Annotated in this window: 9 protein-coding genes; 6 read left to right on the top strand and 3 right to left on the bottom strand. The window is 63.6% G+C overall.

Annotated features, from left to right (window positions below; all coding sequences use genetic code 11):
* Positions 1–3,525, bottom strand: coding sequence for a UvrD-helicase domain-containing protein (locus C404_RS38865; RefSeq protein WP_021194167.1), 3,525 nt, complete (start codon positions 3,523–3,525; stop codon positions 1–3).
* Positions 3,522–6,380 carry a PD-(D/E)XK nuclease family protein gene (locus C404_RS38860; protein ID WP_021194166.1) on the bottom strand — a complete coding sequence of 953 codons (2,859 nt, stop codon included), beginning with the start codon at positions 6,378–6,380 and terminating at the stop codon, positions 3,522–3,524. Before C404_RS38860 ends, C404_RS38865 begins: the two co-directional genes overlap by 4 nt.
* Positions 6,381–6,595: 215 nt before the next feature.
* Here C404_RS38860 and trxA point away from each other — a divergent pair, with 215 nt between their 5' ends.
* From trxA to C404_RS38845, 3 genes are all read left to right on the top strand, one after another.
* A complete protein-coding gene (trxA, locus tag C404_RS38855) occupies positions 6,596–6,922 on the top strand; it encodes a thioredoxin TrxA (protein ID WP_021194165.1) in 327 nt (108 codons plus the stop codon).
* A 202-nt stretch (positions 6,923–7,124) separates the two neighbouring features.
* Positions 7,125–8,387: a transcription termination factor Rho gene (gene rho / locus C404_RS38850; RefSeq protein ID WP_021194164.1), complete on the top strand. Its 1,263-nt coding sequence runs from the start codon at positions 7,125–7,127 to the stop codon at positions 8,385–8,387.
* A gap of 280 nt (positions 8,388–8,667) precedes the next feature.
* Positions 8,668–10,047: a sigma-54 dependent transcriptional regulator gene (locus C404_RS38845; protein ID WP_031329163.1), complete on the top strand. Its 1,380-nt coding sequence runs from the start codon at positions 8,668–8,670 to the stop codon at positions 10,045–10,047.
* Between the two features lie 217 nt (positions 10,048–10,264).
* Here C404_RS38845 and C404_RS58835 read toward each other — a convergent pair whose 3' ends face one another.
* Positions 10,265–11,104 carry a hypothetical protein gene (locus C404_RS58835; RefSeq protein ID WP_021194162.1) on the bottom strand — a complete coding sequence of 280 codons (840 nt, stop codon included), beginning with the start codon at positions 11,102–11,104 and terminating at the stop codon, positions 10,265–10,267.
* 375 nt (positions 11,105–11,479) lie between these two features.
* On the opposite strand from C404_RS58835, the gene C404_RS38840 reads away from it, so the two are divergent.
* Genes C404_RS38840 through C404_RS38830 form a run of 3 tightly spaced genes read left to right on the top strand, consistent with a single transcriptional unit; the run spans position 11,480 to position 13,231 of the window.
* On the top strand, positions 11,480–12,148 hold the full coding sequence (locus tag C404_RS38840) for a LuxR C-terminal-related transcriptional regulator (RefSeq protein ID WP_021194161.1): 669 nt from the start codon (positions 11,480–11,482) through the stop codon (positions 12,146–12,148).
* Between the two features lie 40 nt (positions 12,149–12,188).
* Positions 12,189–13,055 (top strand): zinc-dependent peptidase, encoded by an 867-nt coding sequence (locus C404_RS38835; RefSeq protein ID WP_021194160.1) that lies wholly within the window; start codon positions 12,189–12,191, stop codon positions 13,053–13,055.
* Positions 13,052–13,231, top strand: coding sequence for a hypothetical protein (locus C404_RS38830; protein WP_021194159.1), 180 nt, complete (start codon positions 13,052–13,054; stop codon positions 13,229–13,231). The genes C404_RS38835 and C404_RS38830 overlap by 4 nt, the downstream gene beginning before the upstream one ends.
* Positions 13,232–13,432 lie beyond the last annotated feature (201 nt).

Genomic DNA, 13,432 nt, shown 5'->3' with positions numbered 1-13,432 from the left:
TCAGAACAGCGCGCCTTGGCTATCGTCATGTGACGACTGTGCCGGCTTGCGTGGTGATTCCTGCAGCGACTCCAAATCAATCCAGTCACCCTGCGCGGTCGCCACACCCGCACGCACCGTGCGGCCCGGATACATCGGCGCGACGGCGGCCACGTAGCCGCGCAACTGATCGGCATAGGCTGCACGTTCGACCGGCAAAAGACGCAACTTGTAATCCACCACCAGGATGTCATCACCGCGCTCGATCAGGCGATCGATGCGCAGCAATGCGCCGTCGGGGCTGAAGAGCTCGATTTCGTTGTGGGCCACGTCGAAGTGCGCGGGGTCGAACACGTGCGTCAGGGCTTTGGCAGCCAGCATGCGGCGCACGGCTTCGGCAGTGCGGGCGGCATCGGCTTCCGTCGCACCGGTTGCGCCGAACCAGCGCGCGATGGTTGCCGCGTCCGGAGCCTGCTCGGGCACGCCGCGGCGCGTCAGGCGTTCCAATACGGCGTGCAGCAATTCGCCTTGCGCGACAGCGCCCTGATCGAATACCGGATCGCCCGCGCCGTCCGCCTGTGCAACAGCGCTACCGACACGCACCGCGACCGTAAGCGGCGCCCGGAAATCGTGATACGAGACGACCTCGGCTTCAGCAGCAAAGACATCCGTATTGGCAGCGGCCTCAACCATCGGCGCGGGTGAAGCCACACCCGCCGTTGCCAGCAACGTGTACCAGCTTGCGGTGCCATCTACATCCGGCACGTCGCCCTCGTCTGTTGCTTGCGCCGCAGACGCGTCGCGCTTGTTGGCCACGCCAGAGACGATCAACGCCTGCCGTGCGCGCGTCATTGCCACGTACAGCAGGTTCCAGTTTTCGCGCTCGGCAAGGTCTTCTTCCTGCTTGAACAACGGGTCGCGTGCAAGGCCGCGTTCAGCCGTCTTGCCGAAGGCGGAGAAATGCGTGGGCGCCTCGGCACCCGGCGGCCAGTCGATCAGGATGCCGGCACTGTCGGCGCGCGTATCGCTGTGGTGGGTGTCGAGCAGCACCACGAACGGCGCCTCCAACCCCTTCGATGCGTGCACAGTCAAGATCTGCGCAGCATCCAGGCCTTCGCTTGCGAGTTCGGCGTCGATGGCGTCAGGCGCGTCAGCGGCATCGCTCTGCATACCTTCGTCGGGGCTTTCGTCTTCATCGCCCTGACGGATGGCGCGCAGCTCGGCCATGAACTTGGGCAGGCTCGGGTAGCGGCCGCCGTCCAGGTCGAGTGCGAGCTTGAGGAATGCATCCAGGTTCGCAAGTACCTGTTCACGATTGGCGGCCGGTGCACATTCGGCGTAACGGCGCTTAAGCTCGCCGGTATAGACAATGTGGTCGAGCAGGTCGTGCACGGGCAGCGTGGGTGCCACTGCCAGCCAGCGTGACAGCATACGATGCGCGTGGCGCAACGCTGGGGCAGTCTCGGCTTGCTGTGCCAGCATGCTCAGGCGGGCCCACCACGTTCCGTCGACTGCCTGCGCGAGCCGGATCAAATCGTCATCAGACGCCACAAAGATCGGGCTGCGCAACACGTGCGCGAGCGACAGATCCGCTTGCGGCGTCATCAAGAAGTCCAGCAGCGCACACAGATCCAGCGCTTCAAGCGTTGCCAGCAGGCCGCCTCTGCGCGGGCTCACATACGGCACACCGCCATCGCGCAGCGCGCGTTCATAGTCGGCCAGATAGCGCTTGCGGCGAACGAGCAATTGGAAGTCGCTCCAGCGCACCGGGCGTTCGACGCCGTTCTCGCGGATGCGCTCTCCGGCGTGCAGCGCGCGCAGGCAAGCAGCCACTTGCCGGCCCTCGTCATAGCGCTGGGAGTCACCGGCCTCTTCGCGCGGTTCGGTGAGCGTGTCGCGCGGTGTGGCTGCGTCGGCTTCTGCCGCTTCAGGCACAGGCACCAGCGGCAGCAGCAACGCCTGCCCGATGGGCGCATCGACTGCTGTGCTTTGCTCCGCGTAGATCGGATAGTCACCCCGGGCGCGCGCCTGCAGGAACACGGCGTTCACCCACTCCAGCACGGCCGGTGCATTACGGCGCGTCCGGTTGGTGCGCAGCACGGTGGCGTTGAAGTCCGCGACGAGCATCTCGCGTGCGGCGTCAAACAAGCGTGCATCCGCACGGCGAAAACGATAGATCGACTGCTTCGGATCGCCCACTAGAAACACGCTCGGTTGCGTGCCCGTACCCGCATAGCCGGCAAGCCAGCCTTGCAGAATGCGCCACTGCATCGGGTTCGTGTCCTGAAACTCGTCGAGCAGCAGATGCTTGTAGCGCGCATCAAGCCGCACCTGCAGGTAAGCCGCCGTCTCTTCGTCCTGCATCAGGCGGGCGGCTTCCCATTCCAGGTCGGTGAAGTCCATTGCGCGCGCCTGGCGCTTGTAGGCCTGATAGCGATCGATAAGCGCATCGCCCAGGGTGAACAGCGCTGCGTTGACGGCGCGCACATGCATCTCTTGGCGGCGTGCCTGATAGACGGTCAGCGCTTCGCACACAGTGGTGTGCAGGGCAACCAAGGTCTGCGCCTGATCATCGCCAATCGCCTTGATGAGTGCCTTGGTCGGCTTGCAGGCGCGCGCCTTGCCGGCTTGCGTATGGAACGCGCCGAATAGGTCATCGAAAGCCTGCTTGCGGGCGGATGCATCCGACACATCGGTCGAACGTGCGGACGTGGCTGCCATTTCAATCTGCGTCGCGCGTTTGCCTTCGGTCGCACCACCCTGCCCTAACCAGCCGGATATGCGCAGCATGTCGGCCAGCAAGGTTTGGTTTTGCAACGCTTCGATCAGCGGATCGGTATGTGCGTCGTCGCCCAGCAAATCATCGAGCGGGCTCAGCGGATGCTCGCCGGCTTGCGCTTTGTAGGCCCACCAGTCGCTGCGCTGATGGAACATGGCGTCAAGCAAGCGCCCAGCCTGAAAGTCACCCACCAAGTCCGCAAGCGTCTCGTACGCGGCGCGCAGCTCGGCGTGATCTTCCGCCAGCAGGCCACGCCAGAACGGCGCCCAGGCTTCACGGCGCAACCGCCCCGCATCTTCACGCAGCGATGCTCCTTGCGGCACGCCGGACGACAGCGGTGCCCCGCGCAACAACGAACCAAACCAACCGTGGAACGTATCGATCGCCATGCGCTGCGGGGACTCCAACACGCGCGCATACAACCCGCGAGCCGCCTCGATCAACAGTGGGGCCTCACGCTCGTCGACAGTGCGGGCGATCAGCTCACGCACGACGCCTTCGTCATCAGCACTCGCCAGTTGCGCGAGGATGTCCAGCAAGCGCTGGCGCATTTCTTCGGCCGCCTTGCGTGTGAAGGTGATGGCAAGAATGTCCGACGGTGCCGCACCGGCCAGTAGCAAGCGCAGCATGCGCGTCACCAGCAGCCATGTCTTGCCGCTGCCCGCGCAGGCCTCCACCACAACCGAGCGCAGTGGATCACACGCAGCGCGCGAGAAGTCTTCGGGTGCGACCGGACTGCCGTCGCGTTCGTAAGCGTGGTCACTCATGCCTGCCCCTCCGCTGGTTCGCGTGGGGCGCCTTCGGTCCAGTACCCCTTGCGGCACAGGCCACGCGCTGCGCAGTAACGGCACGCAGATTCATCGCCGAAGGCCGGCAACGGTGCGCCGGCAGCCAGGGCGGTCATGTCCTTCTCCATCTGCTCCAACAGCCAATCCACCACTTGCTTGAAGTCCGGTAAAGCGACGTCGCGTTTATCGCCGCGCGCTTCACCGTCGAGCGAGACCCAGCCGCCCGCATCGGCACGCGCGTCGAGCACGCCGTAGAACGGCAACTGGCAATCCTCGAACGGCGTCTTGGCACGCCGCACCAGCACCATGGGCGATTGCGTCTTGTAGTCCAGCACAGCCACGCCGTGTTCGCGATGCGCGTCGATGCGGTCTATGCGGCCGCGCAAGCGCAGGGGGCGCTCATCCGGTAACGTGATCGATGTATCGACATCAACCTCACCCGCTTCAAAGTGCCAGCCCTCGGCCTCGCGCGCGGCCTGCCACGCCAGATACGACGGCATCACGGCTTGCCAGCGACGATAGAAGCGCAACGCGTTGCCATCCTCCGCCAACATCGGGCCGAATTGTTCGTCAGTGATGGATTGCAGCAGCGCCTGTCGATCCACAAGGTCGTGTATCGGCGCGTCCAGCAAATGCCGATGAAAGCGGTGCAGGATCGCGTGCAGGACCTCGCCGACGTCGCGCTTCTCCAACTCGTCGGACACCTCTTCCAGCTCACCCAACCGCAGCATGCGGCCGACGAAAAATTGGTATGGGCAGCGGCGCAGACTGTTATACGCCGCGGCACTGAGTGTGGATGGCACCAGCGCGGGCGCGGCCGGCGTGGGCATACCGGTCGGCTGAGGACGGGTCTGCAGGTTCGGCAGAGCGACCGGCATGTCGATCCGCACACCCGCCACGGCCAGCCGCCGTTGCAAACGTTCCAGCCAACCGGAAAGACGGTTCGGCTCTCCGCGCCCACCGTGGCGCTGCCAGGTCAGCACAACTTCGGGCTGGTTGAGCAGCACCTCCGCCAAGTCGCGTGCCTGCTGAGCGAAACGTTGTGCGCGGTCCGGCAAGCCCAGCTCGCGACGCACATCGTTCGAGAAGAACAGCCATTCCGGCTGCGCGGACGGCAACTGCGCATCGTCGCAACCGACCACCACTACGCCGTCGAAACGCCGCATGCGTGCGCCGTTCAACGGCAGGATGACGACACGCCGATCCGCCGGTGGTGCCGGCTCGCTGAAGACAGCCGATTCGAGCAGCATCGACAGCAGTGCGCGCCATTCCGTAAGTGAGAAGCGCGCAGCTGCATCCGTACTACCGTGTACGGACGCACGCAGCCGGTCGATCCAGTCGAGCAACTGGCGCCCCGCATCATCGTTCTGCAGGCCAGTGCGCATGTGCAGGCGGTCGAGCGTGCCCGCCAGCAGCGTGACCCACGCTTCGAGCGTGGCGTTGCCAGCGCGACGCCACAGCGCAGCTTCGTCGGCCAGCAGCCCTAAGCGGTCAGCCAAGCGACTGACCTGCGGCTCGCCGTCGGCCTCTTCGGCGGGGCGATCGGCCACCAGGCGGCGCAGACGCCCCCATCCGCCCGACACGTTGTGCCTGCGGATGCGGCGTTCCAATTCAGCAACCCACGCGGGCGTAGCGATGCCGGCATCTGCCGCAGTGTTGATATCACGCAAACAGAACGGGCTCTTGATGAGATCAAGCAACGCTGCGGTATCGCCGTCACCCTGCACCACGTCCACCCAGCGCATCAGTGCGGCGGCGGCACGTGTGGTGGAAAGCTTCCAGCCGGTTTCATCGCGCACGGGTACGTTCACGCGCGCCAGCAACGCTCGCACACGCCGCGCGACGATGCGATCCTGCGCCACCAGCGCCAGCGAGCGCCGCCCGGCATTCAGCCAATCGACCAGCGTGTGGGCGGCAAAGGCCGCCTCGTCCTCAAAACGTGCCGCACCTGCGATGTGCAAGACCGGCGCAGAAAGCTCGGTATCGGAATCCTCGTGCGCAGCCTGTGCCGGCGTGGCGCACTCGGGCCAGGCATGCAACAGCAGATCGCGAAAATCGGCATGCGTGACCGGACAGCTGGAAGACACCTCCCCGCGCGCGTTCCAGTCGTAACCGATCGCCAGCACGGGCACGTGTTCAGCTGCGCGCTGAAGGAAATCGAGATCAACGGCTTCGGGATCGGTCGGACTCATCCAGACCATCGGCCCCTGCAATGCCTCCAGCAGACGCCGCATGGCATGCAGCCGCACCGGAATGGGATCTGCCGCCCCCGACAACAACCGCCAGAACGTCAGAACGATGCGCGATTCCGTACCAAGAAAGCGTTCGGACAACTGTGCGTACGTGCGCTCCAGCGCTTCGGCCAGCGCCGCTTCCAGCGCGTCAGGACGCTCCTGCGCATCGCTGTCGGCCGCATCAAGCATGAGCCACCGCTGCGACAACTCGTCTGACACGGTGACCATCACCTGCGCCACTCCCCACAGCGCCGCATCATCCTGGGCACCGAGCGCTTCGCGCAGCCACGCTTGTGTCTTGAGCGCCTGCTGCACGGCCAGCAGCCGCGAGAGCGTCGTACGCGCAGCAGGCAAACCCGGCTCCGGCGGTAGGTCAAGCAGCCAGTGGCCGAGCGTCAGAATGCGCGGCAGCAGCCGTGGCGTGCCGGACGCCTGGGCGCTGGCATGGAGGGCGCTGCGCACACCCGGGATTTGCGCGGCAGTCGGCACGACGATGGTACCGGCGCCGGACGATTGTGCGTGCGCGTCCAGAAAGCGCCACGTCGCATCGGCGGCGCGGGAGAGAAATGCTGGGCCGGGCGCGAAGGCAAGCGTCTGCATGCGGCGAGGGAAGATGGCGATGAAGCGAGTGCAAAGACCGAAGCCGTCCCTATCGGCGTGATAGCGACAATCAACGGTTGAAAATGGGGGCGCCGGTACTATATCAGCAGCATCCGCACTGGCAGTGGCCGCAGTACACGCCGGTTCGCGTAATCGTGTAATGTATGGGTTCGGCGCACGTCGCCAGCTATTACGAAATAACAGAGGTTCCCGCCATGAGCGAACAGATCAAGTATGTGAGCGACGCGTCCTTCGAGGCCGATGTGCTCAAGTCCGACAAACCCGTGCTCGTCGATTTCTGGGCTGAATGGTGCGGTCCGTGCAAGATGATCGCCCCGATCCTGGACGAAGTCTCCAAGGACTACAGCGAGAAGGTACAAATCGCCAAGATCAACGTCGATGAGAACCAAGGCGTGCCGGCCAAGTTCGGCATTCGCGGTATCCCGACGCTGATCCTGTTCAAGAACGGCGCCGTGGCCGCCCAAAAGGTGGGGGCACTGTCCAAGTCGCAACTCACCGCGTTCCTGGATAGCCACCTGTAAGTCGATATTCGACCGCGGCGCGGAGCGCATCCCGCCGCCCAGGTACAACGCTGGCAATCTTCCGCCTGGAAGCCTGCCAGCGTTGTGCTAAGATTGCACCGAATCTGTTTCCCCGAGCGTTCGCTCGACCTGTTCCCCCTCCCCCCGTTTCTCCCTCTTTGTGCCTTGCTGCCCATTCGGGCCCTTCCCTCATCTTTCGTCTATGCATCTGACAGAACTGAAATCCCTGCACGTGTCCCAATTGCTGGAAATGGCGGGACAGCTGGAGATTGATAACGCGCAGCGCATGCGCAAACAAGAGTTGATGTTTGCCATCCTGAAAAAGAAGGCGAAACAGGGGGAAACGATTTTCGGTGACGGCACGCTGGAAGTGCTGCCCGACGGCTTCGGTTTTCTGCGCTCGCCGGAAACGTCGTATCTGGCCAGCACGGATGACATCTACATCAGCCCGTCGCAGATCCGCCGTTTCAATCTGCACACCGGCGACACGATCGAAGGCGAAGTCCGCACCCCGAAGGACGGCGAGCGCTACTTCGCGCTGGTGAAGGTCGACAAGGTCAACACGCAGCCTCCCGAGGCGGTCAAGAACCGCATCATGTTCGAGAACCTGACGCCGCTGCATCCGAACAAGCCGCTCATCCTCGAACGCGACATCAAGGCCGAAGAGAACATCACCGGCCGCATCATCGACATGATCGCCCCGATCGGCCGCGGCCAGCGCGCGCTGCTGGTGGCGTCGCCCAAGTCGGGTAAGACTGTGATGCTGCAGCACATTGCGCACGCCATCGCGACCAATCACCCGGAAGCCGAGCTGTTCGTGCTGCTGATCGACGAACGTCCGGAAGAAGTGACCGAAATGCAGCGCACCGTGCGCGGCGAAGTGGTCGCCTCGACGTTCGATGAACCGGCCGTGCGCCACGTGCAAGTGGCCGAAATGGTCATCGAAAAGGCCAAGCGCCTGGTTGAACTGAAGAAGGATGTGGTGATCGTGCTGGACTCGATCACGCGTCTGGCACGCGCCTACAACACCGTGGTGCCGACCTCGGGCAAGGTGCTGACCGGTGGTGTCGATGCCAACGCGCTGCAGCGCCCGAAGCGTTTCTTCGGTGCGGCACGTAACCTGGAAGAAGGTGGTTCGCTGACCATCATCGGCACGGCGCTGATCGAAACCGGCAGCCGCATGGACGACGTGATCTACGAAGAGTTCAAGGGCACCGGCAACATGGAAGTGCACCTCGAGCGCCGCCTGGCCGAGAAGCGTGTCTACCCCGCCATCAACCTGAACAAGTCGGGCACCCGCCGCGAAGAGCTGCTGATCAAGCCGGACATCCTGCAGAAGGTGTGGATTCTGCGTAAGTTCATCCACGACATGGATGAAGTCGAGGCGATGGAATTCCTGCTCGACAAGCTCAAGTCGACCAAGAACAACGCCGAGTTCTTTGACATGATGCGACGCGGCGGCTGAGTCTCTCCAGACTTCTCCGGCACGTACCGAAAAGCGCACCCGCAACGGTGCGCTTTTTTATTGCCGCGTCAACAGCTTGATTTGGCAGCGGATTTCCTCGGCAAAGTTGTGAAATTCGCTAGTTCATTTGCATTACGAGCGCGGCGCGCAACCGTTTGCTTCCCTCGTCCTTAAACGTCATCGCAAAAGAGAAACACGGCAACCATACTGCAAACCTGCCTGGGCCGAGCCGCTTGATCCAGAGCAGGAGGGAATCACCAAAAATCGAACGGGGGAAACCATGCGAGAAGCGTCGCTGGAATGTACTGGTGCGTGCCGAACCGTCGTAGTCGCGTCACGTGCGGGGATGGGGGAGATCGATGAAACGATTCTGGGAGCAGACTGGCACGTGCGGCGCGTAACATCGATGCGCGAGCTTGGCTGCGCCATTCGAGACGGTGTGCCCAAGGCCGGGTTGATCGATTTCAGCAGCGCCTTTTCGGCGGCCGATCTCGATCTGCTCGAGCGTTGCATGCAGGTGCCGCGCGTGGGCTGGGTCGCCGCGCTGCCGCCCGCCATGCTGAGCCATGAACGTGTACGGCAGCTCGTGCGCGATTACTGCGTCGACTATGTGCAGATGCCGCTGCGCACGGAAGAGACCGCGTACTCCCTGCGTCATGCATGGGGCATGGCGTCCCTCGCGCAGGAAGCAACGCCGGCTCCCAAGGGGAACAATGCCCGCATGCTGGGCGAATGCCCAGCCATGCACAATCTGCTCCGCGCCATTCGCAAGGTTGCGCAGAACAGCGCACCGGCCTTCATCGCCGGCGAATCGGGTACGGGCAAAGAGTTGACCGCGCAGGCCATCCACGAGGCCTCGGCACGTGCGAGTGGTCCGTTCATCGCGATCAACTGCGGCGCGATCCCTCCTCACCTGATTCAGTCCGAGCTGTTCGGCTATGAGAAAGGTGCCTTCACCGGCGCGCACCAGCGCCATATCGGCTGGGTCGAGCATGCCAACGGCGGCACGCTGTTCCTCGATGAAATCGGCGACCTGCCGCTGGAAAGCCAGGTGAGCCTGCTGCGCTTCCTGCAGCAAGGCACGATTACGCGGCTGGGCGGGCATCAGGCGATTCCGCTGGACATCCGCATCATCTCGGCCACGCACGTGGATCTGGAGGCGGCCCAGCATCACGGCGGATTCCGCACCGACCTCTTCCACCGCCTGTGTGTGCTGACGTTGTCGGTACCGCCGCTGCGTGAGCGCGGCAGCGACATCGTACTGCTCGCCGAACACATCCTCGCCCAGCACGCGAGCGAAGCCTCGCACCGCATCCGCGGTTTCACGCCGTGCGCGCTGCACGCGATGATGCATTACCCGTGGCCGGGCAACGTGCGCGAGCTGATCAACCGCGTGCGCCGCGCGCTGGTGATGACAGACAACCGCAAGATCTCCGCTGCAGACCTGCACCTGGAAGGCTACGCATCCGTATCGGGCCAGACGCTGGAAGAGGCGCGCGAAGGCGCCGAGTCCGATGCCATCCGCACGGCCATCGCCCGCAACGGGTTCCATATGGGCATGACGGCGCGCGAGCTGGCGGTATCCCGCGTGACACTGTATCGGCTGATGCAGAAGCACGGCATCCGCGCGGAACATCCGTTGCATTCGGCTTCGGCCTGATTTCATCGCCGGTCTTCCTTATCGTGTCGGGGCGGAGCCTGCGTGCTGCGCCCCGATTGTTTTGGGCGGTCGCCCTATGCAGTAGTTGCGTAACAGGCAATGCCGTTTCGCAAGCCTGTTGCGCAACGCAGTCCTGGTCACCATATGAGCAGTGGCGCCAGGGCTGCAAAAGCAATCGGATTGGCTTGCATGTTGATCTCCCCTGCCTGAATTGCCGTTATAAAAAAGTGCCCGCCGGGGGACGGAGCACGAAAGCGTTGGACGTGACACGTCCCGTCTGCGCCACCGCGTCCGGCAGTGCACCGCCGGCGGGTGGTTCAATCTGGTCACACTGCGTGAATGCGATGGATGCTCGGCGCCGACAAGCACGTTGCGGCAACGCTACGCTTGCAACGCACATTGGCCGTACCTCGAGCCGCGCCAGCCGATGCACGGCGGTACACCCGCCCACACCCCAAGCATCGGCTTCGTCACAGAGGGCCTTCAACCGGACACCCCGTGACCGTGCTGCAACCGTGTAAATCAACGTGAAAGCGACGCTCGGATGGCTTAACAGTGCGGCTTCCAAAACTGTCCCCAAATATGGGCGATAGCACCGCATGCGCTTGCCCGCAACCGCCGCACCTGCGATGGCCGGCGTGCCGCGCCCGCACACACTGTGAAGATCCGTCTGATGGGTCTTGAGCATGGCAGCGGCCCGTCGCCCAACCCCCACTTCCGGGGGGATTGCGCCCTGCCCCTCACGCGATGGATTGTTAAGCCACGCATGCGACGTACTCAGTTCGCCGTCGGAGAGCACCGACATGACAGGGCCGCTGGACAGATCGAATGCGCGGGTGGGATAAGGACCGAGCGCAGTTCGCACCGGCAACGTATCGGTGAGAACGCCTCGATAGGCGATACGCAGTGCGAATGTGCGCTGCTTAATGATGTCGCCGTCTTCTGCGAGCGCCGGCACCATGACGACCATGGCCGCATGACTCGCGACCATTCCGGTCATATCGATCGTCCACCAGAACGGCAATCGACGAGCACGGCGCTGCGCGGATATTGGCATGGCTCGCTCCTCCCGAATGACGGTGGAGCGACATCCGTGCCAAGACGATTAAAGCCTTGTTTTTACGGGATATTCAGCACGTGGAAGATCAATCGCTCCGGTTTGGCGGGTGTTTTTGTGTCATGGTCGAAACAGCCATCGCCGCAAAACCCGGCCAAAGGGTCGAACGCTTCCATTGAGTGAATGACGCGCCCTGGCGAACACTGGTCTACAGTAGCCAGAATGCGTCAACGAGGGTCCCGAGGCATGGCCGTGGCGCCTGTCATTTTCGTGATACGCCACTAAAATGATTCGGAACGGGGGTCTGCTCCGGCCTGTTTCTCGCTTGGAGCGACGAAGGATGTTCGCAAGATCGGTAACAGGTCGAGAACAACGATGAACACTGTTTTGATCGAAGCCCATCCGTTGGTGCGTACGGGCATTGCGCACCTGTTACGGACGCTCAAAGGCGTCACCGGCGTCACCGTCGTCGAGCCAGACGACGGCATGTTTGACGCCATCGAATCCAATGCCGACGCAGGCCTGCTGGTGATCGGCCTGCCGCTCCCACATCTGGACGAGCTCTCTGCCATCGGCGAGATCATGCACAGGCCGCACGCGCGCCACGTGGTCGTGCTGGCCGAATCCGAATCCCCCGACATCATCCGCACGCTCATGCAGATGGGCTTGTCGGGCTATACGCTCAAGCATTCGCCCGGCGAGGTTATCGCGGCCTCGCTGGAGCTGGTGCTGGTGGGTGGGCAATACATCCCGGCCAGCGCGCTGCTGCCAGAGTCCCGCCTAGACGGCACACCCAATCCCGCGCTTGCCGGTGATCCGCAAACCGATCCCAAGCTGCTGGGCATTACGCCGCGCCAGTACGAGATTCTGGTGCTGCTATCACGCGGGCACCCGGTCAAGACCATCAGCCGCATGCTGAACATCTCCGAGGCCACCGCCAAGGCGCATATCAGCACGCTGTACAGGCGCCTGAAAGTCCGCAGCCGCACTGAAGCCGTGTACGTCGCCAATCAGCGGGGCGCGCGGCTGTTGTCTGTGGCCTGACCCCACCAGGGACGAAAGCACGCGCCGATATACTGGGCGCATGCTTTCATCCGTTTTCCGCTGGTTCTCCGGCCGCGCGCGCTCGCGGCGTCTGACGCGCTACGCCATCTCCGACACGCATTGGTCGCGCGCACTCGCTGGCCTGCCCTTTCTGCTGGATTGGCCCGAGACCGACCTGGCGCGCCTGCGTGAAACAGCCATGCTCTTCATCGCCGAGAAGGAATTCACCACCGCCCACGACCTGCCGCTCACCGACGACATGGTGATCAGCATTGCAGTACAGGCCAGCGTGCCGATCCTGGAGTTGGGCATCACGTGGTATCGCGGCTGGCGCGGCGTGGTCATCTACCCCGGCGAGTTCGTTATCCGCAGGGAGGTGATGGACGAAGACGGCGTCGTGCACAACGTGCGCGAAGAAGCTGCTGGCGAGGCGTGGGAGCACGGCCCGGTCATCCTCTCGTGGCAGGACATCGAGCTGGGCGGCGCGCTGGCCCAACCCGGCGCGCAGCCGTACAACGTGGTCATGCACGAGTTTGCACACAAGCTCGACATGCTCAACGGCGAGTCGGATGGCATTCCAGCGTTCTCCTCGCAGTTGCATGCCGGCATCGATCGCGAGCAATGGGCCGACGACCTCTACGCCGAATACGACGCGTTTGCAGACCGCTGCGAGCGGATCCCGGAGCATCACTGGGACGGCGATCCCATCCTCTCGCTGCTCGATCCGTACGGCGCACAGCATCCGGCGGAGTTCTTCGCGGTGGCCTCCGAGGTGTTCTTTGTCGAACCGGCCTCACTGCTCGATACGCTGCCCACGCTGTATGCGTTGCTGCAGGTGTTCTACCTGCAGGATCCGGCACGCCGCATGCTGCTTGCCGAGCAACGCCAGGAGGGGTTCCCGACATGACGACACGTCGCGCGCTTCACGCTGTTCTGTTTCTGCTCTCGTTGCGCTTCGATGCAGGTGCCATGTTTGCTCAATCGGCAGCGCCGCTCAATTTCAGCGCAATGGCACAGCTCAACGGTCAATCGGAAGCGCAACGGGTGACGCTGTCAGCAGATCCGTCCGCCCCGACACTCTGACGCCCGCAAAGATCGACGCGTGGTCCGTGAATCTGGACACCTCGCTGCGCATGGGGGACAGCAAACCCTCGACCTGGACGGGCGCGGCACCCTCACAATCGAGCGCTTGGCTACGCATTGATCCACGGGTGGCAAAAAAGCGACCAATGCAGCGCTTTTCGGTGCGTAGCGGCCACGTATTTTGCAACCGGCGCGTTGCCC

Source organism: Ralstonia sp. AU12-08 (assembly GCF_000442475.1).
GTDB lineage: Bacteria > Pseudomonadota > Gammaproteobacteria > Burkholderiales > Burkholderiaceae > Ralstonia > Ralstonia insidiosa.
The sequence above is the reverse complement of the archived record's forward strand: the minus strand, read 5'-3'. Positions and strand labels throughout refer to the sequence as shown.

Coding starts and splice junctions, on each gene's coding strand:
- C404_RS38865 (WP_021194167.1), bottom strand. CDS start 3,525: ATGAGTGACCACGCTTACGAACGCGACGGCAGTCCGGTCGCACCCGAA.
- C404_RS38860 (WP_021194166.1), bottom strand. CDS start 6,380: ATGCAGACGCTTGCCTTCGCGCCCGGCCCAGCATTTCTCTCCCGCGCC.
- trxA (WP_021194165.1), top strand. CDS start 6,596: ATGAGCGAACAGATCAAGTATGTGAGCGACGCGTCCTTCGAGGCCGAT.
- rho (WP_021194164.1), top strand. CDS start 7,125: ATGCATCTGACAGAACTGAAATCCCTGCACGTGTCCCAATTGCTGGAA.
- C404_RS38845 (WP_031329163.1), top strand. CDS start 8,668: ATGCGAGAAGCGTCGCTGGAATGTACTGGTGCGTGCCGAACCGTCGTA.
- C404_RS58835 (WP_021194162.1), bottom strand. CDS start 11,104: ATGCCAATATCCGCGCAGCGCCGTGCTCGTCGATTGCCGTTCTGGTGG.
- C404_RS38840 (WP_021194161.1), top strand. CDS start 11,480: ATGAACACTGTTTTGATCGAAGCCCATCCGTTGGTGCGTACGGGCATT.
- C404_RS38835 (WP_021194160.1), top strand. CDS start 12,189: ATGCTTTCATCCGTTTTCCGCTGGTTCTCCGGCCGCGCGCGCTCGCGG.
- C404_RS38830 (WP_021194159.1), top strand. CDS start 13,052: ATGACGACACGTCGCGCGCTTCACGCTGTTCTGTTTCTGCTCTCGTTG.